The sequence below is a fragment of the Mycobacterium innocens genome (assembly GCF_900566055.1).
Taxonomy (GTDB): Bacteria; Actinomycetota; Actinomycetes; order Mycobacteriales; family Mycobacteriaceae; genus Mycobacterium; species Mycobacterium innocens.
Window position 1 is genome coordinate 1 of record NZ_UPHQ01000027.1, and the last position, 20,292, is coordinate 20,292.

General features: G+C 69.4%; 21 protein-coding genes and 1 pseudogene. 10 read left to right on the forward strand and 12 right to left on the reverse strand.

Annotation, left to right across the window (positions count from 1 at the left end):
* The 3 genes from EET03_RS03100 to EET03_RS03110 form a co-directional block, all read left to right on the forward strand.
* Nucleotides 1-200, forward strand: a 200-nt coding sequence (locus EET03_RS03100; protein ID WP_208648984.1) for a hypothetical protein, incomplete at its 5' end; no start/stop codon positions are given.
* Between the two features lie 33 nt (nucleotides 201-233).
* The gene (locus EET03_RS03105) at nucleotides 234-890 is read left to right on the forward strand and encodes a glycosyltransferase family 2 protein (protein WP_063471041.1); all 657 of its coding nucleotides are present in this window, start codon (nucleotides 234-236) and stop codon (nucleotides 888-890) included.
* Nucleotides 887-1,549, forward strand: coding sequence for a TIGR04282 family arsenosugar biosynthesis glycosyltransferase (locus EET03_RS03110; protein ID WP_075544911.1), 663 nt, complete (start codon nucleotides 887-889; stop codon nucleotides 1,547-1,549). Before EET03_RS03105 ends, EET03_RS03110 begins: the two co-directional genes overlap by 4 nt.
* Before the next feature lie 71 nt (nucleotides 1,550-1,620).
* Here the strand turns inward: EET03_RS03110 and EET03_RS03115 are convergent, their stop codons facing one another.
* From EET03_RS03115 to fadD8, 12 genes and pseudogenes are all read right to left on the reverse strand, one after another.
* Nucleotides 1,621-2,868, reverse strand: a complete 1,248-nt coding sequence (locus tag EET03_RS03115) for an APC family permease (RefSeq protein ID WP_075544912.1) — start codon at nucleotides 2,866-2,868, stop codon at nucleotides 1,621-1,623.
* A gap of 8 nt (nucleotides 2,869-2,876) precedes the next feature.
* Nucleotides 2,877-4,229: a hypothetical protein gene (locus EET03_RS03120; RefSeq protein WP_075544913.1), complete on the reverse strand. Its 1,353-nt coding sequence runs from the start codon at nucleotides 4,227-4,229 to the stop codon at nucleotides 2,877-2,879.
* A gap of 11 nt (nucleotides 4,230-4,240) precedes the next feature.
* Nucleotides 4,241-5,356 carry an o-succinylbenzoate--CoA ligase gene (gene menE, locus EET03_RS03125; protein ID WP_075544914.1) on the reverse strand — a complete coding sequence of 372 codons (1,116 nt, stop codon included), beginning with the start codon at nucleotides 5,354-5,356 and terminating at the stop codon, nucleotides 4,241-4,243.
* 44 nt (nucleotides 5,357-5,400) lie between these two features.
* A complete protein-coding gene (locus EET03_RS03130) occupies nucleotides 5,401-5,706 on the reverse strand; it encodes a DUF3349 domain-containing protein (protein ID WP_063471046.1) in 306 nt (101 codons plus the stop codon).
* A gap of 59 nt (nucleotides 5,707-5,765) precedes the next feature.
* Nucleotides 5,766-6,059 (reverse strand): hypothetical protein, encoded by a 294-nt coding sequence (locus EET03_RS03135; protein WP_075544915.1) that lies wholly within the window; start codon nucleotides 6,057-6,059, stop codon nucleotides 5,766-5,768.
* A complete protein-coding gene (locus EET03_RS03140) occupies nucleotides 6,056-7,300 on the reverse strand; it encodes an inorganic phosphate transporter (RefSeq protein ID WP_075544916.1) in 1,245 nt (414 codons plus the stop codon). The genes EET03_RS03135 and EET03_RS03140 overlap by 4 nt, the downstream gene beginning before the upstream one ends.
* Nucleotides 7,301-7,398: 98 nt before the next feature.
* Nucleotides 7,399-7,806, reverse strand: a complete 408-nt coding sequence (locus tag EET03_RS03145; RefSeq protein ID WP_075544917.1) for a VOC family protein — start codon at nucleotides 7,804-7,806, stop codon at nucleotides 7,399-7,401.
* 24 nt (nucleotides 7,807-7,830) lie between these two features.
* Entirely contained in the window at nucleotides 7,831-8,460 is a 630-nt protein-coding gene (locus EET03_RS03150) for a maleylpyruvate isomerase family mycothiol-dependent enzyme (protein ID WP_063471050.1), read from the reverse strand.
* 14 nt (nucleotides 8,461-8,474) lie between these two features.
* On the reverse strand, nucleotides 8,475-9,362 hold the full coding sequence (locus tag EET03_RS03155) for an SDR family oxidoreductase (RefSeq protein WP_075544918.1): 888 nt from the start codon (nucleotides 9,360-9,362) through the stop codon (nucleotides 8,475-8,477).
* 26 nt (nucleotides 9,363-9,388) lie between these two features.
* Complete coding sequence (locus tag EET03_RS03160) at nucleotides 9,389-10,291, reverse strand: 1,4-dihydroxy-2-naphthoyl-CoA synthase (RefSeq protein WP_075544919.1); 903 nt, start codon at nucleotides 10,289-10,291, stop codon at nucleotides 9,389-9,391.
* 18 nt (nucleotides 10,292-10,309) lie between these two features.
* Nucleotides 10,310-10,765: a nitroreductase family deazaflavin-dependent oxidoreductase gene (locus tag EET03_RS03165; RefSeq protein WP_075544920.1), complete on the reverse strand. Its 456-nt coding sequence runs from the start codon at nucleotides 10,763-10,765 to the stop codon at nucleotides 10,310-10,312.
* 88 nt (nucleotides 10,766-10,853) lie between these two features.
* Nucleotides 10,854-12,528 (reverse strand): annotated as a pseudogene (gene fadD8, locus EET03_RS03170) (fatty-acid--CoA ligase FadD8).
* A gap of 104 nt (nucleotides 12,529-12,632) precedes the next feature.
* Here fadD8 and EET03_RS03175 point away from each other — a divergent pair.
* The 7 genes from EET03_RS03175 to EET03_RS03205 all read left to right on the forward strand — a co-directional run.
* Entirely contained in the window at nucleotides 12,633-14,237 is a 1,605-nt protein-coding gene (locus EET03_RS03175) for an amidohydrolase (RefSeq protein ID WP_075544922.1), read from the forward strand.
* Nucleotides 14,234-15,238, forward strand: coding sequence for an o-succinylbenzoate synthase (locus EET03_RS03180; protein WP_099193946.1), 1,005 nt, complete (start codon nucleotides 14,234-14,236; stop codon nucleotides 15,236-15,238). Before EET03_RS03175 ends, EET03_RS03180 begins: the two co-directional genes overlap by 4 nt.
* Complete coding sequence (locus tag EET03_RS03185) at nucleotides 15,201-15,989, forward strand: alpha/beta fold hydrolase (RefSeq protein ID WP_075544924.1); 789 nt, start codon at nucleotides 15,201-15,203, stop codon at nucleotides 15,987-15,989. Before EET03_RS03180 ends, EET03_RS03185 begins: the two co-directional genes overlap by 38 nt.
* Before the next feature lie 34 nt (nucleotides 15,990-16,023).
* Nucleotides 16,024-17,673 (forward strand): 2-succinyl-5-enolpyruvyl-6-hydroxy-3-cyclohexene-1-carboxylic-acid synthase, encoded by a 1,650-nt coding sequence (gene menD / locus EET03_RS03190; protein WP_063471058.1) that lies wholly within the window; start codon nucleotides 16,024-16,026, stop codon nucleotides 17,671-17,673.
* Complete coding sequence (locus EET03_RS03195; protein WP_063471059.1) at nucleotides 17,670-18,182, forward strand: DUF3592 domain-containing protein; 513 nt, start codon at nucleotides 17,670-17,672, stop codon at nucleotides 18,180-18,182. The genes menD and EET03_RS03195 overlap by 4 nt, the downstream gene beginning before the upstream one ends.
* Before the next feature lie 62 nt (nucleotides 18,183-18,244).
* Nucleotides 18,245-19,396 (forward strand): glycosyltransferase family 4 protein, encoded by a 1,152-nt coding sequence (locus EET03_RS03200; RefSeq protein ID WP_075544925.1) that lies wholly within the window; start codon nucleotides 18,245-18,247, stop codon nucleotides 19,394-19,396.
* 201 nt (nucleotides 19,397-19,597) lie between these two features.
* Nucleotides 19,598-20,292: PE family protein (locus EET03_RS03205; RefSeq protein WP_136625637.1), on the forward strand; the 695-nt coding region annotated here is incomplete at its 3' end.

A 20,292-nucleotide genomic window follows, 5' to 3' on the forward strand; every position in this document is an offset into this window, starting at 1 on the left:
GCGGCAGCGGCAGCGGCAGTAGCGGTGGCAGCGGCGGCGGCAGTAGCGGCGGCGGTGGCGGCGGCAGCGGCAGCGGCAGCGGCGGCGGCAGCGGCAGCGGCGGTGGCAGCGGCAGTAGCGGTGGCAGCGGCGGTGGCGGCAGCGGTAGCAGCGGCGGTGGCGGCAGCGGTAGCAGCGGCGGCGGCCACTCCGGCGACTGATCCCGGTCGTGGCTTCGCCTAAGGTCGGAGGGCATGCCCGACGATGCGGTGACTGTGGTGCTGCCCTGTCTCAACGAGGAAGAGTCGCTACCGGCGGTGCTGGCCGCGATCCCGGCCGGTTATCGGGTGCTGGTGGTGGACAACAACAGCACCGACAACACGGCGGCGGTGGCCGCCGGGCACGGCGCGCAGGTGGTTACCGAGCTGCGGCCCGGTTACGGCGCTGCGGTGCACGCGGGCGTGGAAGCCGCGACAACCCCGATCGTTGCGGTGATCGACGCCGACGGTTCGATGGATGCCGGTGAGTTGCCCCGGCTGGTGGCCGAACTCGAGCGGGGCACCGACCTGGTAACCGGTCGACGCCGTCCGGTTCGCGGATTGCACTGGCCATGGGTGGCGCGGCTGGGCACGGTGGTGATGAGCTGGCGGCTGCGTACTCGCCACGGGTTGCCGGTGCACGACATCGCGCCCATGCGGGTGGCTCGGCGGGAGGCGCTGCTGCATCTGGGCGTCGCCGATCGACGGTCCGGATATCCGCTGGAACTGTTGGTCCGCGCGGCGGCAGCCGGCTGGCGGGTGGTTGAACTCGACGTCAGCTACGGTCCCCGGACCGGCGGCAAATCCAAGGTCAGCGGTTCGTTGCGCGGCAGCATCATCGCGATTCTGGACTTCTGGAAGGTGATCTCGTGAGCGTGCTGCCGGTCACGGTGCTGGTGGTCGCCAAGGCGCCGGAGCCGGGATTCGCCAAGACGCGGCTGGCGGTGGCGGTGGGTGACCGGATCGCCGCCGACATCGCCGCGGCGGCGCTGCTGGACACACTCGATGCGGTCGCCGCGGCGCCGGTGGCCGCGCGGGTGGTGGCGCTCACCGGCAACTTGGACGGGGCGGCCAAGGCCGAAGACATCCGGCAACGGCTGGAGGCCTTCACGGTCATCGAGCAACGTGGCGACGACTTCGCCGACCGCCTCGCCAATGCACACGCCGACGCGGCAGACGGGTATCCCGTACTGCAAATCGGCATGGATACTCCCCAGGTTTCCGCCGGACTGCTGGGCGATTGCGCACGACGGTTGCTCGAGACGCCGGCGGTGCTGGGATTGGCAATAGACGGTGGCTGGTGGGTGCTCGGAGTCCACAGCCCTGCTGCGGCGGAGTGCCTGCGCGGCGTCCCGATGTCGCAGCCTGATACCGGTGAACTCACACTGAAGGCGTTGCGCCACAACGGTATTGAGACAACGACCGTGACGGCACTGGCCGACGTCGACGTCATTGACGACCTCGCGGTGGTCCGCGACGCGTGCGCCCCGGACAGCCGCTTTGCCCGGGTCACCCGCGCGGCCGGGCTGTGAAGCCGTCCGGGAGGTGGGCGGCACCACCAGAGCCAGAGTGGCGCACTCGGGGGTTGCCAGATACCCCACCGTCAGCCGGTTCGGCGGCGCAGCACCACCCAGCGCCCGGCGACCCCGACGGCAAACATGCCCAGCCCAGCGGCGACCGATTCCCACGGCAGTGTGACCACCAGGACCAGACAACCGATCAGCCCGCAGACGCTCAGCGCCCGCAGCCGGCCGCGGCCCGCCAGGGTATAGGCGGCCGCGTTGGCGATCGCGTAGTAGATCAACACGCCAAAGGACGAGAAACCGATCGCGCCGCGCAGATCCACGGTGGCCACCAGCACGCACACCGCGACGGCCAGCGCGATCTCGGCGTGATGCGGCACCTGATAACGCGGATGGACCGCGGCCAGCCAGCGAGGCAGGTCGCGATGACGGGCCATCGCCAGCGCGGTGCGCCCCACCCCGGCGATCAGCGCCAGCAGCGCACCGAGGGAGGCCAGCGCGCCGCCGACGGCCACCACCGGCACCAACGACGCGACACCGGCGGCGCGCAGCGCCTCGGCCAGCGGCGCCGCGGCGTCGGCGAGCCGGGCCGGGCCGGCGGCCGACAGCACCGCCACCGCGACCACCAGATAGGTCGCCACCGTGATCGTCAGCGCCAGGGTGATCGCCTTGGGGATGGCATGGGCCGGGTCACGGACCTCTTCCCCCATCGTGGCGATGCGCGCATAACCGGCGAACGCGAAGAACAGCAGTCCCGCCGCCTGCAGCACCCCGTAGGGCGTGACGACGGACCAGCCTTCGATCAGATGGGCGGACCCGGGCCGGGCCGCGGCAATGCCGATCACCACGACGGCGAGCGCAATAAAGGTGCACGCCACCAATATTCGGGCCAGCATCGCGGTCTTGGTGATGCCGCGATAATTCAGCGCGGCCAGCACCGCCACGGCGGCAACCGCTACGGCTCGCTGCGCCCACCCCGGCCCGGTGACGGTGTAGGAGGCCACGGTCAACGCCATCGCCGCACACGAGGCCGTCTTGCCGATCACGAATCCCCAACCGGCCAGGAAGCCCCACCACGGTCCCAGGCGTTCGCGCCCGTAGATGTAGGTGCCGCCGGAAACCGGATACCGCGCGGCCAGCCGGGCCGAAGCGATCGCGTTGCAATAGGCGACCGCCGCGGCGAGCGCCAGCCCGATCAGCAGCCCCACACCCGCAGCCCGGGCGGCCGGGCCAAACGCGGCGAACACCCCGGCGCCAATCATCGATCCCAGCCCGATCACCACCGCATCGGTGGTGCCGAGCCGACGTGCCAGTGCCGACCCTTCCATGTATCCGCCTACCAGTTGGTGAAGATGATGCTGTTCAGCAGTAGGGCACCGGCGGCGTTGACCGCCAGCCACAGCCGGTCGGACCGCGCCGGCAGCAGCGCCGGCGCCGCGGTCAGCCAGATGGTGAACGGCAGCCAGATCCGTTCCGTCTCCGCCTTGCTCAGCATGCTCAGGTCCGCGCAGACAATGGCGGCCAGCGCCCCCAGCATTAGCAGGTGAAATCCGGAGCGGCGGCGGATCGCATCGCGGTCGAACACCCGGCTGACGCCGGCGACGCTGCCCAGCCCGATCGCGCACACCACGCACGCCAGGTTGGCCCAGCTCCAGTACTGAAACGGCCGGTCGTGGGCGATCCCCTGCCAATAGCGTTGCTGCACCAGGGTGTAGCCCTCGAACCAGGAGAATCCGGCCACCGCGAAGGCCGCCGCCACCGCCGCCGCGGCCAAGACGGCCGGCCCCAACGCCCGCAGGCCCACCCGCCAGTCTCTGGAAGAGGCCAGTACCGCCAATGCCGGCAGCCCCATCAGCATCAGGCCGTAGCTGAGGAAGACGCCCCAGCCCAGCAGCAGGCCTGCCCCGGCGGCCGCCAGTCCGGCAAACCGCGTCCCACCGTGCACCGCAACCGCGAGCAGCGCGATACCCCACGCCGCGACGCCCGCGAAGTATCCGTCGGCCGACACCGCGACCCAGATCGCGGTCGGCGCCAAGGCGACAAATGGGGCGGCGCGGCGGGCGGTGTGCTCACCGGCCAGCGCGCGGACGGCGACCACCACCGCCGCCGCGGCGCTGGAACCGACCAGCAGGCACAGCAGCCCGGCCCAGGCGCCCCCATGCAGGCCGAGCCGATCCAGCCACACAAACGTCAGCAGCGCGCCCGGCGGATGCCCCGAGACATGGGTGGTCCAGGAATTCGGCTGGAAGTCGACGATCCGGCCGGCGAACGTGCGCACCGTCGCCGGGATGTCTTTGATGCCCGGCACCTCCGATAAGTACTCGTCTTTGGTGGTCAATCGGCCGGCGAAGCCTTGCTGCCAGCCGTCGATCATCGCCAGTGAGAACGCCCAGGCGCAGCTGGTGACCCAGCTGCCCAGGGTCAGTAGCCGCCACGAAAGACGCTGCGCCACAACCGGACCCCACATCACGACGGCCAGCGCAATCACGATCGCGGCGGTGGTGCCCCAGCTGGCGTGGATGTCCCAGTAGCCGAATATCGGTGCCGCGCCGGCCCGCGAGGCGAAGCGTTCCAGGCCGATATCGCTGCGCGGTTTGACACCCAGGTGCATCCGCGGCAGCACGAAGGCGGCTGCCACCAGGACGACGCCGACTGCGACGGCTGCCGTTTCCCGGCGGGCAATTCTCACGATCGCTCAGCCTATTGATCGCTGGCGACTTGATCGCCGACGACGCGGCGCACCAACGCCGCCCGGTCGATCTTGCCGATGCCGCGTCGCGGTAGCTCGTCGACGATGTGCAGTTCCCGGGGCGCGGCGGTGACATCGAGCGTGCGCGCGACCTGCGCGCGCAATGCCGCCAGCGTCGGCACGGCGCAACCAGCGCGGACCACGATCGCGGCCACCACTCGCTGGCCCAGCCGGTCATCGGCCAGCCCGAAAACCGCACAGTCAGCCACCGCCGGGTGGCTGCCCAGCGCCGTCTCCACCGGCCCCGGCAGCACGGTCAGTCCGCCCGTGCTGATCGCGTCATCGACCCGCCCCAGGACCCGCAGCACACCCGAATCATCCACCGCGCCAAGGTCATCGGTGTGGAACCAGCCCGGTTCGGCGAACGGGTCGGGATCGACCGGGTTGCGATAGCCGTTGGCCAGGGTCGGGCCGCCCAGCGCGATGCGGCCATCGGCCAGGATGCGCACCCGGACCCCGTCGAGCGGCACGCCGTCGTACACGCAGCCTCCCGCGGTCTCACTCATGCCGTAGGTGCGTACCGCCCTGATGCCGGCCGCCGCTGCGGCTTCCACGACTCGCCGTGGCGCCGGTCCGCCGCCGATCAGCACGGCGTCCAGTTCGGCCAGCGCCGCGGTGGCGGCCGGGTCGGTGAGCGCCTTGGCCAGCTGCGCGGCCACCAGCGACGTGTACCGCCGACCGGGTGCCAATCGCCTTACCGCGCCGGGCAATTGGGTGAGGTCGAAGCCCGCGGAGACATCCAGCTCGACGGGTGTGCGACCGGCGAGCACGCTGCGAACCAGCACCTGCAGACCGGCGATGTGATACGGCGGCACCGCCAGCAGCCAGCTGCCCCGGCCGCCGAGACGGTGGTGGGTGGCCGAGGCGCTGGCGGTCAGGGCGGCGGCGGTCAGCAACGCACCCTTGGGCGCACCGGTGGTTCCCGATGTCGTCACCACCAGTGCCACGTCGTCGTCGATCTCTTCCCCCACCCGCAAAGCGGCCGAGGCAGACTCATCGGGTGCCGCCGTCACGACCAGCGCCGGGTCGCGGCCCTCGAGAACCCGCTGCAGGGCGGGCAGCAGCAACGAGACGGCGAAACCGGGTGGGACGCTCAGCGCCCGCAGGACGGCTATGCGTGGTCCTCGCGGGTTTCGTCGAGCGGGTCGAACGGCCAGCCGTGCGCGGCCAACCGTTCCTGCACTCGCTCGACATCCTGCAACGACGGCAGGTCGTCGGTGAATTGGGTGATCACCACCCCGATGTCGATCTGGTCGAACTCACCGCGGCGGATGAGTTCGCCGGCGACGGCCTGCACCTCGTCGTTGGTCAGTCGGCGCGCCAGCAGGGCAAGGACGGCAAAGGAGTCGGTCGGTGGAATCCCCTCCGGATAGCCCGCCCGCAGCCACGACACGATCGAGGTGAGAAATCGGTTCACGCTGTTACAACTTCCCGTCAGGCCTGCCGGAAAACCCTATGTCAGGATCCAATCCGACGCTACGCGCGTTTCGCGCCGAGGATGTGCCAGCCGAGGTGATGGGCGATGAAGTCGCGGGCGATGTACAGCACGCCGATAACGACCACCGCCAGCACCAGCGCGAAGATCGCCCACCCGAGCGCGACCAACACCGGCCGCTTCGATGCGGCGTGGTCCCCGGCCTCCCCGACGGTGCCCGCCCCGGCGGCCTGCAGCCGCACCCCGATCGCGAACAGCGCCGGCAGCCCGGCGCCGAGCACCAAGCTGAATACCAGGATCTTCGCCGTGGCCTCGTAATTGAACCAGTGATTCATGACGCGTTACCGGCCCTGACCGCGTCGTCGGCACCGAACTCCGGTAGCTGACCGTTCACTATGACGGTGGTTGTCGGAGGTGGCGGAACCGGTTTGACCTCCCCGTCGAGCCCGGCCGTCAGGCTGCCTTCCCAATCGGCGTTGACGTTGGTGTGGTCCACCCGCGCCTTGCGCGACCGCCGCCAGATGCTGGCAGACGTCAGGCACAGCAGGCCAAAACCGACGAAAGCGCCGGGGTACCCGCCGATGACGTGCACCAGCCAGTAGGTGGTCGCGCCGACCAGGCCGGCCAATGGAAGCGTGATCAGCCATGCGGCCACCATCCGGCCGGCTACCCCCCAACGCACCTCGGCGCCGGGCTTGCCCACGCCGCTGCCCAGCACCGAGCCGGTCGCCACCTGGGTGGTCGACAACGCGTAGCCGAAGTGTGCGGACAACAGGATCACCGCGGCCGACGACGACTCGGCGGCCATGCCTTGCGGCGGCTTGATCTCGACGAGTCCCTTGCCCAGTGTCCGGATGATGCGCCAGCCACCCAGGTAGGTGCCCCCGGCCATCGCCACCGCGCAGGACACGATGACCCACAGCGGCGGCATGGTGGCGGCCTTGCTGACCGCGCCGTAGGACATCAGGGCCAGAAAGATCACGCCCATCGTCTTCTGGGCGTCGTTGGTGCCGTGCGCCAACGAAACCAGTGACGCCGAGCCGATCTGACCGTGCCGGAATCCACTTTCGGTCCGCTTGCCCGGGAGGCCACGGATGATCCGGTACACCAGCCAGGTGCCGGCCGTCCCGACGAGCGTGGCCAGCAGCGCGGCCACCACGGCGGGCACGAGCACCTTGGACACCACACCGCTCCAGATGACGCCGTGACCGCCGACGGCCGCGATCGTGGCGCCGACGATTCCGCCGATCAAGGCGTGCGACGAACTCGACGGGATGCCCAGCAACCAGGTCAGCAGGTTCCACACGATTCCGCCGACCAGCCCGGCGAACACCAACTCCAGCGTCACCAGGTTCGCGTCGATCAAACCTTTGGCGATGGTGGCCGCGACAGCGGTGGACAAGAACGCGCCCACCAGGTTCAGCACCGCCGACAAAATGACCGCTGTCTTGGGCGCCAACGCGCCGCTGGCGATGGAGGTGGCCATGGCGTTGCCGGTGTCGTGGAAACCGTTGGTGAAATCGAACGCCAACGCCGTGATCACGACGATGATCAACAGGAACAAGTCGAGGCTCACGGCACCTGATTCTGGTGGTTGGGCTGATCCGCTGTCGAATAACTGAGTACCCGAAACGCAGGTGTACTGCGACTCGTCGCCAGATATTACTTGGCCGGTTAACCCGCAGTTCCGTCGCGTTTACCTCGGGTGTCTTTGCGCAGCGGGTGGCCCGGGGGGACCTCGACGAAGATCAAGGTGATGCCGTCCGGGTCGGTCACGTGCATCTCGTAGAGGCCCCACGGTTCGCGCCGCGGCTCCCGGGCGATCGGCACCCCCCGGCCGGCCAACTCGGCCCGCGTCGCGTCCAGGTCGCGCACCTGCAGCCACAGCGCCCCGGGAAACGGGCCGCGGGAGTGGTCGGGCTCGCCGTAGCCGGCCAGCTCGAGCAGCGACTGGCCAGCGAAAAGCACTGTGCCCGAAGGGTATTCGCGGGCTATCGCCAGCCCTAGCTGGTCACGGTAGAAGCTGAGCGACTTCTGATAGTCGGCCGGCCGCAGCAGCATCCGGCTGGCCAGGATTTCCATGGTGTCGTGTCTATCACGTCGTCGTCAGTTGGGGGCGCATCGGCTCCGCAGGGTCGGCACGCCGGGGCCGGTGAGGTCGTCGCAGCCGGCCACCCGGCCCGTCGTGGCGAGCAGCAGTGTCAGCAGCGGGCCCTCGACCTTGTCGCCCCGGCCGTGCTGCCAGTCGTGGTCGGTGGCCCGCAGCGCCAGCCCGGATATGCGGCTCTTGGAGCCGATCAGCATGTTGGAGCCCCTGTAGAAGTCGATCACCTGCGCAACCGCGTCGGGCGGATAGGCGTGCGAGATGCCCAGCGGACGGCGGATGTCCTCGCCGTGCACGACGACTTCGCCGAGCCACGACGTCTTCGGCCCGGGTGGGGCGGAGGTGGAATGCCGCAAGCGGCGGAATTCCTCAAGGGTGGCGGCCGCGTCGGGGCCGCGGCGCTTGGCGATCTGACCGTCGGCGAATTTGTCGAAGTTGAACCCGGCTCTGGCCAGCGCCAGGAAGAACGTGGCCGGGTTCAGAGACGCTGTTGCCGACAGGTGCGCGACGACGTCGCGCACCGTCCATCCGGTGCACAGCGACGGGGTGTCCCACTGGGACGGCGTCAGGGTGGCCAGGTCGTCGGCGAGTGCGCCGCGCTCGGTCGCGATGGTGGTCCAGATGTCGGCCATGGCACACTCCCGAGTTAGTCGCCGTTGAGGTGTTCGTTGCGTTGTTGCATGAGTGCATTGACCCAGCGGGGCCCGATGGTGTTGAGCGCCTTGGCCGCCAGGGCGATCCGCGGCGCGATCCGCACCGGCCGGGTGCGCGCGGCAGTGACCATCCACCCGGCGGCTTCCCGCGGCGTCAGCGCGGGCATTCCTTCATAGGCCTTCGTCGGGGCGATCATCGGAGTAGACACCAACGGGTAGTAGAGGGTCGTGGAATGCACTCCGTCGCGTCCCCACTCGGTTTCGATGGTTCGGCTCACTGCCGACAGTGCCGCCTTGGACGCGTTGTACACCGAGAACAGCGGCGCCGCTTCCGACAGGACGCCCCACGTCGCGACGTTGATGATGTGGCCGTCGCCGCGTTCGCGCATCCCCGGCGCCAGTCCGCGGATCAGCCGCAGCGGGGCGTAGTAGTTCAGCGCGATGGTCCGCTCGATGTCGTGCCAGCGTTGCAGCGATTCGCCCAGCGGACGGCGGATCGACCGGCCGGCGTTGTTGATCAGGATGTCGACTCCGCCGATGCGCCGTTGCACGTCGGCCACCAGGGCATCGACGGCGTCCAGGTCCGAGATGTCACAGGGCATCGACATCGCCGCCCCGCCGGAGGTGGTGATGCGATCGGCCACGGCGTCCAGCAAGTCCTTGCGGCGGGCGACGACGGCAACGGTGGCGCCGTGCCGGCCGAACAGCTCGGCGGCGGCCTCGCCGATCCCCGAGGACGCGCCGGTGATCAGGATCCGCTTGCCGTCGAGGTTGATCGGCCTGATCGCGGGCCGGTTGACCAGGAGTTGCGGCGACACCGGTGGCCGCATGGTGGCCAGCGAGATCTGTTCGGCCAACCGGCGCAGCGGACTCTTGCTCACAGGTCGGCAGTCTAGGCGGCGGCCGCCTAGAAATACCGCGGGAACCGGCTCCAGTCCGGCGGGCGCTTCTGCAGGAACGCGTCGCGGCCCTCGACGGCCTCGTCGGTCATGTACGCCAACCGGGTGGCCTCACCGGCGAACAGTTGCTGGCCCACCAGACCGTCGTCGAGCAGATTGAACGCGAACTTCAGCATCCGTTGCGCCTGAGGCGATTTCGCATTGATCTCCGCCGCCCACTGCAGACCGGCCGTCTCCAGCTCGGCGTGGTCCACCACCTCGTTCACCGCGCCCATGCGGTGCATCTGCTCGGCGGTGTACGGCCGGCCCAGGAAGAAGATCTCGCGGGCGAACTTCTGGCCGACCTGACGGGCCAGATACGCGCTGCCGTAGCCGCCGTCGAAGCTGCCGACGTCGGCGTCGGTCTGTTTGAATCGGGCGTGTTCGCGGCTGGCCAGGGTCAGGTCGCACACGACGTGCAGGCTGTGCCCGCCGCCGGCGGCCCAGCCGTTGACCAGGCAGATCACCACCTTGGGCATGAACCGGATCAGCCGTTGCACCTCGAGGATGTGCAATCGGCCGGCGCGGGCTACGTCAACGGTGTCCGCCGTCTCGCCGGAGGCGTACTGGTAACCGCTACGCCCGCGGATGCGCTGGTCACCCCCGGAGCAGAACGCCCAGCCGCCGTCTTTGGGGGAGGGCCCGTTGCCGGTCAACAGGACCACGCCCACGTCGGGTGACATCCGCGCGTGGTCGAGCGCCCGGTACAGCTCGTCGACGGTGTGCGGCCGGAAGGCGTTGCGCACCTCGGGACGGTTGAACGCCACCCGGACCGTGGCGTCGCTGACGTGGCGGTGATAGGTGATGTCGGTCAGGTCGTCGAATCCGTCGACTCGCCGCCACACCGTGGCGTCGAATGGGTTGTCGGTCAAATCCTTTGAACTCCGTTCTTACGCCGGTTCGAGCCGGAAGACGACGAAGCGCCCGGCTTGTGCCTCCAATTCGTCGGGGCCGCCCTCGGTGATCAGGCCGCAGCGCTTCATCACCCGCACGCCGGTGGGCACCTGGGCCGGAAAGGCGCGCAGGATCGGACGGGCCTGGTCCGGCGGCAGCTCCGCCAGCCGCAGGCGCTCGACCCTGCGGCCCCGGGTCAGGGTGACTTCGCCTGCGGCACGGACGTTTTCGACCCAGTCGGCGCCCGGGAAGCCGGCCACGACATACCAGGTGCCGTCGACGGTCATCGGCGTGACCGGGGTAGCGCGCGGAACTCCGGATTTGCGGCCGGGCACCGTCAACACGGCCGGGCCTTCCTTGCCGTACGCCACTCCCAGTCGCGACACGATCATCATGACCTCGTTGGTCGCCTTCAGCCACCACGGCGGGCGGACCCGGTCACCGTCAGTCATGGCTGCCACAGTAGTCACCGCCCCCGAGCGTGACGCCACAGTCACGCCCGGCCGCGAGCGTGCCTGTAGCGTCACGCTCGGCGACGAATCACCCGACAGCGCGGCCGGCGCCCTCCCAGAACCGGGCACGCACCGCCTTCTTGTCCGGCTTGCCCAGCCCGGTCAACGGCAGCGAGTCGACGACCACCACCCGCTTGGGCGACTGCACCGAGCCCTTGCGCTCCTTGACCGCGGCCTGGATCTCGGCGGTCATCGCCTCGATAGCGGCGTCGTCGCGGGGCGCGTCGGCACGCAGCACTACCACCGCGGTGACGGCCTCGCCCCACTTCTCGTCGGGCGTCCCGACCACGCACACCTGTGCGACGGCCGCATGCTCGGCGACCACGTCTTCGACCTCGCGGGGGAACACGTTGAATCCGCCGGTGACGATCATGTCCTTGACCCGGTCGACGATGTAGTAGAACCCGTCCTCGTCTTCGCGGGCCATGTCGCCGGTGTGCAGCCAGCCGTCCCGAAAGGTCTCGGCCGTCGCGTCCGGCAGGTTCCAGTAGCCGCCGGCCAACAGCGGTCCGCTGACACAGATCTCGCCCGGCTCGCCCTGCGGCACCGGATGGCCGTCCTCGCCCAGCAGCGCCACCCGCGCGAACAGCGTCGGGCGGCCGCACGAGGTCAGCCGCTTCTCGTCGTGGTCGCCCTTGGCCAGGTAGGTGATCACCATCGGCGCCTCGGATTGGCCGTAGTACTGGGCGAAAATCGGGCCGAACCGCGCGATCGCCTCGGCGAGCCGCACCGGGTTGATCGCCGAGGCGCCGTAATAGACGGTCTGCAACGACGACAGGTCCCGGGTGTGCGAATCCGGGTGGTCCAGCAGTGCATACAGCATCGACGGCACCAGCATCGTAGCTGTAATGCGTTGTTCCTCAATAACTTTCAGCACTTCAGCGGGGTCGAATTTGGCCAGCACCACCATTTCGCCGCCCTTGATCACCGTCGGCGTGAAGAACGCCGCACCGGCATGTGATAACGGCGTACACATCAAGAACCGCGGGTTTTCCGGCCATTCCCACTCGGCCAGCTGGATCGACGTCATGGTGGAAATCGACTGCGCGGTGCCCATCACGCCCTTGGGCTTGCCGGTGGTGCCCCCGGTGTAGGTCAGCCCGATGACCTGGTCCGGTGGCAGGTCGGCGGGCACCAACGGCTGTGGCTCGTATTGGGCGGCCTGGGCGGACAGATCGACCACTTGCCCTTTGAGATCCTTTAGCGCATCCGGCACCGGCCCGATGGTCAGGATCTGCTGCAGCGAATCCACCTTTTCCAGCAGCCCCAGCGCGCGCTCGACGAACATCGGGTTGGGGTCGATGATCAGCGAGCTGATCCCGGCGTCGGACAGCACGTAGGCGTGGTCGTCCAGCGACCCCAGCGGGTGCAGCGCGGTGCGCCGGTAGCCGCGGGTCTGGCCGGCGCCGATGATCATCAGCACTTCCGGACGGTTGAGCGACAGCAGGCCGACCGCGACGCCGGTACCGGCGCCCAGCGCCTCGAAGGCCTGGATGTACTGGCTGATCCGGTCGGCCAGCTGGCCACCGGTCAGCGTTGAATCCTTCAGGGTGGTGTCGCCCAGGAACAGCACCGGCTTGTTCGCGTGGCGCTTCAGCGCGCCGACCAGCAGATGGCCGTTATGGACCGGGTTGCGCAACGACTCGTCCCTCATGGCGCCGCTCTCCCCCGCAAGCGGGTGGTGCCCCCACCTCATCGCTCACTCCCTTCTTCGTCGCCGGCGCGACTCATGTGGCAAGACTAGAACGTGTTGCAATTCGGGGTGACCGCACCCTCGCGGGCGCAGTCATCACTAGGATCGCCGCTCATGGGCCATGCAGATCTCGTCATTACCGGAACCGTGCTCACCGTCGACGAGGCGCGGCCCACCGCCGAAGCGCTGGCCGTCACCGACGCCCGGATCGTCGCCGTCGGGAGCCGGTCCGATGTCCACAAGCTCATCGGCCCCGACACCCGGACCATCGACCTGGGTTCGGGCTGTGTCATGCCGGGTTTCGTTGAGGCCCATGGCCATCCGTTGATGGAGGCGGTCGCGCTGTCGGACCGGTTCGTCGACATCCGTCCGGTCACCATCGGCAGGGCCGACGCCGTCGTCGACGCGATCCGCGGCGAGGTCGCCCGACGCGGAGCCGAGGGCGCCTACTTCAACGGCTGGGACCCGCTGCTGCAGTCGGGTCTTCCGGAACCCACGCTGGCTTGGCTCGACGAGACGGCGCCCGAGGGTCCGTTGGTGATCATCCACAACTCCGGCCACAAGGCCTTCTTCAACTCGCACGCGGCCCGGATCAACGGCCTGACCCGCGACACTCCCGACCCCAAGGGCTCCAGCTACGGCCGCGACGCCGACGGGGAGCTCGACGGCACCGCCGTGGAAATCGGGGCGGTGTTCTCCCTGCTGGGCGATGCGATCAAGCCCGACGACTACCCGGCGATGCTGCGGGCCGAATGTGCCCGGCTCAATCGTGCGGGGCTGACCATGTGCTCGGAAATGGCCTTCGATCCCGCCTACGGGCCGCTCGTCGAGCAGGTCCGCGACGACTTGACGGTGCGGTTGCGCACCTACGAGATGTCCAATGCGCGGATGTCCACCGACGCCGCACCCGGGCAGGGCGACGACATCGTGCGTCAGGTGGGAATCAAGATCTGGGTGGACGGCTCCCCGTATGTCGGCAACATCGACCTGTCTTTTCCCTACCTGGACACCGCCGCCACCCGGACCATCGGGGTGACACCAGGTTCGTGCGGCTGCGCCAACTACACCCGCGAACAGCTCACCGAAATCGTGGACGCCTATTTCCCCAGGGGCTGGCAGATGGCCTGTCACGTGCAGGGCGACGCCGGCGTCGACACCATCCTCGATGTCTACGAAGACGTGCTGCGCCGCCACCCGCGCGACGATCACCGGCTGCGACTCGAGCACGTCGGTGCCATCCGGCCCGACCAACTGCAGCGGGCGGCCGAACTCGGCGTCACCTGCAGCATCTTCGTCGACCAGATCCACTACTGGGGTGACGTCGTGGTCGACGGCCTGTTCGGGCCGGAACGCGGATCCCGCTGGATGCCGGCCGGGTCCGCGGTGGCCACCGGCATGCGGATCTCGTTGCACAACGATCCACCGGTGACCCCGGAAGAACCGCTGCGCAACATCAGCGTGGCTGTGACGAGAGTGGCGCCCAGCGGTCGGGTGCTGGGCCCCGAGGAGTGTTTGACGGTCGAGCAGGCGATCCGCGCGCAGACTCTCGATCCCGCCTGGCAGATGTTCGCCGACGACGTCGTGGGCTCGCTGGAGATCGGCAAGTACGCGGACATGGTGGTGCTGTCGGCGGATCCGCGGACGGTTCCACCCGAGGAGATCGCCGACCTCGAGGTGCGGGCGACGTTCCTGGCGGGCCGGCAGGTCTATCGGCAGTGACGCCCGCGCTGGCGGACTTGCTGGACCGCGTGCACGTCGTGGCGTTGCCGATGCGGGTGCGTTTCCGCGGCATCACCACCCGTGAGGTGGCGGTGATCGATGGCCCGGCCGGGTGGGGCGAATTCGGGCCGTTCCTGGAATATCAGCCCCGGGAAGCCGCCGCCTGGCTGGCTTCGGCCGTCGAGGCCGCCTACCGCGAGCCGCCGCCGCTGCGACGCGACCGCATCCCCATCAACGCCACCGTGCCGGCCGTTGCCGCCGCCGAGGTGCCGCAGGTGCTGGCCCGGTTTCCCGGCGTCCGCACCGCCAAGGTGAAGGTCGCCGAGCCCGGGCAGAGCCTGGCCGACGACGTCGCGCGGGTCAACGCGGTGCGACAACTGGTCCCGACGGTGCGGGTGGACGCCAACGGCGGCTGGAGCGTCACCGAGGCCGCCGAGGCGGCCGCCGCGCTGACCGCCGACGGGCCGCTGGAGTACCTCGAGCAGCCCTGCGCCACCGTCGCCGAACTCGCAGAGCTGCGCCGGCGGATCGACGTGCCGATCGCCGCCGACGAATCCATCCGCAAGGCCGACGACCCGCTGGCCGTCGCCGGCGCCGGGGCCGCCGACATCGCGGTATTGAAAGTCGCTCCGCTGGGCGGGGTTTCGGCGTTGCTGGCAATCGCCGCGCAGCTCGACATCCCGGTGGTGATCTCCAGCGCGCTGGATTCGGCCGTCGGCATCGGTCAGGGCCTCACCGCCGCCGCGGCCCTGCCCGAGCTCCGTCACGCGTGCGGGCTGGGCACCGGGGGGTTGTTCGTCGAAGACGTCACCGATCCGGTCATGCCCGTCGACGGCACTTTGGCTGTCGGTCCGGTCACGCCCGACCCGGCGCGGCTGCAAGCCCTGGCGGCGTCGCCTGACCGGCGGCAATGGTGGATCGATCGGGTCAGGGCCTGCTACCCGCTGCTGTACCGTCGTTCCGGTGATCAACCTGGCCTACGACGACAAAGGGACCGGTGAGCCGGTCCTTTTTATCGCCGGTCGCGGCGGTGCCGGACGCACCTGGCATCCTCACCAAGTCCCGGCGTTCCTGGCCGCCGGATACCGCTGCATCACGTTCGACAATCGCGGGGTCGGCGCCACCGAAAACGCCGAGGGCTTCACCACGCAGACCATGGTCAACGACACCGCGGCGCTGATCGAATCTCTGGGTATCGCCCCGGTGCGCATCGTCGGGGTGTCCATGGGCGCTTATATCGCCCAGGAGCTGATGGTGGTGCGGCCCGAACTGGTCAGCGCCGCGGTATTGATGGCCACCCGCGGCCGGCTGGACCGCGCCCGGCAGTTCTTCCGCACCGCCGAGGCCGAGCTGTATGACTCCGGTACCCAGTTGCCGCCTGCATACGATGCGAGAGCTCGCCTGCTGGAAAGCTTTTCGCGCAAGACGCTCAACGACGACACGGCCGTGGCCGATTGGATCGCGATGTTCTCCATGTGGCCGGTCAAGCAGACACCGGGACTTCGGTGTCAATTGGACTGCTCACCGCAGACCAACCGGCTGCCCGCCTACCGCAATATTGCCGCGCCGGTGCTGGTGATCGGCTTCGCCGACGACATCGTGACCCCGCCGCATTTGGGACGAGAGGTCGCCGACGCCCTGCCCAACGGCCGCTACCTGCAGATACCCGACGCCGGCCACCTCGGCTTCTTCGAGCGGCCGGAGCCCGTCAACGCCGCGGTGCTGAGGTTCTTCGCCACCGTCAAGGCCTGAACGCCTTGACCGCCGGTTGTGACACCCTGTACTGGTGAACCCCTCGACGACCCAGGCCCGTGTCGTCGTCGACGAGCTGATTCGCGGCGGCGTCCGCGACGTGGTGCTCTGTCCCGGGTCACGAAATGCGCCGCTGGCGTTCGCGTTGCAGGACGCCGACCGGTCCGGCCGGATTCGGCTGCACGTGCGCATCGACGAACGCACCGCCGGCTATCTGGCGATCGGGCTGGCGGTCGCTGCGGGCGCGCCGGTATGTGTGGCGATGACGTCGGGTACCGCCGTCGCCAACCTCGGCCCGGCCGTGGTGGAGGCCAACTATGCCCGGGTGCCGCTGATCGTCCTCTCGGCAAACCGGCCCTACGAGATGCTGGGCACCGGGGCCAACCAGACCATGGAGCAGTTGGGCTACTTCGGCACCCAGGTCCGCGCCACCATCAGTCTGGGTCTGGCCGAGGATGCCCCGGAGCGCCTGCCCGCCCTCAATGCGACCTGGCGATCGGCGACCTGCCGAGTATTGGTGGCCGCCAAGGGTTCTCGTAGCGCCAACGCCGGACCGGTGCATTTCGACATCCCGTTGCGCGAGCCGTTGGTGCCGGACCCGGAGCCCCATGGTGGCGTCGTGCCGCCGGGGCGGCCGGACGGCGAACCGTGGACCTACACGCCGCCGGTCACCTTCGATCAGCCGCTGGACATCGACGTGTCGGCAGACACCGTCGTCATCGCCGGGCACGGTGCCGGGGTTCACCCCAATCTGGCGGAGTTGCCCACCGTCGCCGAACCCACCGCGCCGTATGCACCCAACCCGTTACATCCGCTCACCCTGCCGCTGCTGCGTCCCCAGCAGGTGATCATGCTGGGCCGCCCGACACTGCACCGCCCGGTGTCGGCCCTGCTGGCCAACCCGGAAGTGCCGGTCTACGCGCTGACCACCGGGCCGCGCTGGCCGGACGTCTCGGGCAACTCGCAGGCCACCGGCACCCGGGCGGTCGTGACCGGCACGCCCAACCCGAAGTGGCTGCGTCGCTGTGCGGACCTGAATCGCCACGCGCTCGCCGCGGTGCGCGAGCAGCTGGCGGCCCACCCGCTGACCACCGGTCTGCACGTCGCCGCGGCGGTGGCCGACACACTGCGGCCCGGTGACCAGCTGGTTCTCGGGGCGTCCAACCCGGTGCGCGACGCGGCCCTGGTCGGGCTGAACACCCGCGGCATCCAGGTCCGGTCCAACCGCGGCGTCGCCGGTATCGACGGCACCGTGTCCACGGCCATCGGGGCGGCTCTGGCATTCGAGCGGGTTCACGAGACCGCACCCCAGGGACGCACCATTGCCCTGATCGGAGACCTGACGTTCGTCCACGACAGCTCCGGGCTTCTGATCGGTCCCACCGAACCCACACCGCAGCGGCTGACGATCGTGGTGTCCAACGACAACGGCGGCGGCATCTTCGAATTGCTCGAGCAGGGTGACCCGAGGTTCTCCGACGTGTCGTCGCGGATCTTCGGCACCCCCCACGACGTCGACGTGGGTGCGCTGTGTCGCGCCTACCACGTGGAGAGCCGCCAGATCGAGGTCGAGCAGCTGCGGGCCGCGCTGGACGAGCCCAACCCCGGGCTGCGGGTGCTCGAGGTCAAGGCGGACCGGTCGTCGCTGCGGCAATTGCACGCCGCCATCAAGGCGGCCTTGTGATCTCGCCAAAAATGTTGCTGCGCATCCTGATTCGTGGAACCAGCGAAGAACTGCCGGACACCTGGCCGCGGCGGGTGGTGCGGTGGGTCCGCATCACCGTCCTGATCGTCACCGCATTGGTCACCTTGCAGTCGGTGCTGTTGGTGGCCGGCGCCTGGCGCAACGACCTGGCCATCGAGCACAACATGGGAGTGGCGCAGGCCGAGGTGCTCAGCGCCGGGCCGCGCCGTTCCACCATCGAGTTCGTCACGCCCGAGCGGGTGACCTATCGGCCCGAACTCGGCGTGCTGTATCCGTCCGAGCTGGCCACCGGCATGCGGATCTACGTCGAATACAACAAGAAGGATCCCAATCTGGTGCGGGTGCAGTACCGCAACGCCGGGCTGGCGATCATCCCCGCCGGGTCCATCGCGGTGGTGGCCTGGCTGGCCGCCACAGTCGCGCTGATCGGTCTGGCCCTGCTCGATCGGCGGCTGGACAAACACCTGAACAGCGCACCCTGCGGCTAGTTTTCGCGCCGCGTATGCCCGTCGGAAACCTTGCCGACAATATGGCCTGACACCGTGGTCGCGTGCGCGTTGCGATTGTCGCCGAGTCGTTTTTGCCCAACGTCAACGGTGTCAGCAACTCGGTGCTCCGCATCCTCGAGCATCTGCGCCGCGCCGGTCATGAGGCCCTCGTCATCGCCCCGGACAACCTGCCCGGTGAGCCACGCGCCGACCGGCTGCACGACGGTGTCCGGGTCCACCGGGTGCCGGCGCGAATGTTCCCCAAGGTGACCACACTGCCCCTGGGTGTGCCGGCCCCACGAATCCTTCGGGTGCTGCGCGGCTTCGGCCCCGATGTGATGCATCTGGCGTCACCGGCGCTGCTCGGCTACGGCGGACTGCGCGCGGCCCGCCGTCTGGGGGTGCCCACGGTTGCGGTGTATCAGACCGACGTACCGGGATTCGCCGCCAGCTACGGCATTCCGCTGACGTCGCGCGCCGCGTGGGCCTGGTTTCGCCACCTGCACAGTCTTGCCGACCGCACCCTGGCGCCGTCCACGGCAACCATGGAAGACCTTGCCGCCCAAGGCATCCCGCGGGTCTACCGGTGGGGGCGCGGAGTCGACCTGCTTCGGTTCGTGCCGTCCGCCCGCGACGAAGCGCTGCGGCGGCAATGGTCACCGGACGGCCGGCCGATCGTCGGCTTCGTCGGCCGGCTGGCCCCCGAGAAGCATGTCGAGCGGCTCGCGTCCCTGAGTGCCTCCGGCGCGGTGCGGCTGGTCGTCGTCGGCGCCGGAGTCGACCGTCACAAACTCGAATCGACAATGCCCACAGCGCTTTTCACCGGAGCCCTGCACGGTGAAGAGCTCGCGCGAGCATATGCCAGCATGGACGTCTTCGTGCATCCCGGCGAACACGAGACGTTCTGCCAGGTCGTGCAGGAAGCGCTGGCGTCGGGGCTGCCGGTGATCGCCCCCGACGCCGGCGGCCCCCGCGACCTGGTTGTTGCCTACCGCACCGGGTTGCTGCTGCCGGTCACCGAATTCGAGGCCCGGTTGCCGGCCGCCGTCGCCCACCTGGTCTGCGAACGCAACCGCTACGCACTCGCGGCCCGGCGCAGCGTGCTGGGCCGGGGTTGGCCGGTGATCTGCGACGAGTTGCTGGGCCACTACGAGGCGGTGCTGTCGCCGGCTGCGCGGACGCGCGATTCGGTGTGGCGAATGCGCCGCGCCTAAGGCACGTTCAGGTTTCGACGGTCGGTGTCCTTCTCGTGTCGCGGGTGCTCGTAGTGGCGGGTCCGATTCCGGGTCGCGGCATCGGGTGCCTGGGTTGCTCAATTTGCCGATGCGCAACCCGGCGTGGCGATAGCATCGGCGTGTTCAGGGCCCGTAGCGGCTGATGCTGCGGTTGGTGGGCTGGCGAGGAGGATCGGCGTGGTGTCGTATGTGATCGCCGTACCACAGCTGGTGACAGCCGCGGCAACGGATTTGGCGGGCATTGGGTCGGTAATCAGGGTGGCCAACGCCGCGGCGGCCGCTCCGACAACGGCGTTGGCGGCGGCGGGTGCTGACGAGGTGTCGGCGGCTATCGCGGCCCTGTTTGCTGCGCACGCCCAGAACTACCAGGCGCTGAGCGCCCGGCTGGCGGCGTTTCATGGCCAATTCGTCCAGGCCGTGACTGCTGCCGGGAATGCCTATGCGATCGCTGAAGCCGCTAACGTCTCACCCCTGCAGGTTCTTGAGCAGCAGGTGCTGGGTGTGGTCAATGCGCCCACGCAGGTGCTACTGGGGCGCCCCCTGATCGGTGATGGCGCCAATGGGGCGCCCGGGACTGGACAAAACGGCGGGGCCGGCGGGCTGCTGTTCGGTAACGGCGGCAGCGGTGGATCCGGCGGCGGCACCCATCCCGGTGGCGGCAACGGCGGTGACGCCGGGTTGTTCGGTTCGGGTGGCAGCGGTGGTCTGGGTGCGCCAGGCGCGCCCGGGGGCAATGGCGGTAGCGGCGGGTTGTTGTACGGCGCCGGTGGGGCCGGTGGGGCCGGTGGCAACGCCATCATGCCTGGCCAGAATGGCGGAGCGGGTGGCAACGGGGGATCGGCCTGGTTCTTCGGTCAGGGCGGGGCCGGTGGGGC

What these genes read in the sequence shown, in the direction of transcription:
- EET03_RS03105 (WP_063471041.1), top strand. Translation starts at nt 234, where the DNA reads ATGCCCGACGATGCGGTGACTGTGGTGCTGCCCTGTCTCAACGAGGAA.
- EET03_RS03115 (WP_075544912.1), bottom strand. Translation starts at nt 2,868, where the DNA reads ATGGAAGGGTCGGCACTGGCACGTCGGCTCGGCACCACCGATGCGGTG.
- EET03_RS03135 (WP_075544915.1), bottom strand. Translation starts at nt 6,059, where the DNA reads ATGAATCACTGGTTCAATTACGAGGCCACGGCGAAGATCCTGGTATTC.
- EET03_RS03145 (WP_075544917.1), bottom strand. Translation starts at nt 7,806, where the DNA reads ATGGAAATCCTGGCCAGCCGGATGCTGCTGCGGCCGGCCGACTATCAG.
- EET03_RS03150 (WP_063471050.1), bottom strand. Translation starts at nt 8,460, where the DNA reads ATGGCCGACATCTGGACCACCATCGCGACCGAGCGCGGCGCACTCGCC.
- EET03_RS03165 (WP_075544920.1), bottom strand. Translation starts at nt 10,765, where the DNA reads ATGACTGACGGTGACCGGGTCCGCCCGCCGTGGTGGCTGAAGGCGACC.
- EET03_RS03175 (WP_075544922.1), top strand. Translation starts at nt 12,633, where the DNA reads ATGGGCCATGCAGATCTCGTCATTACCGGAACCGTGCTCACCGTCGAC.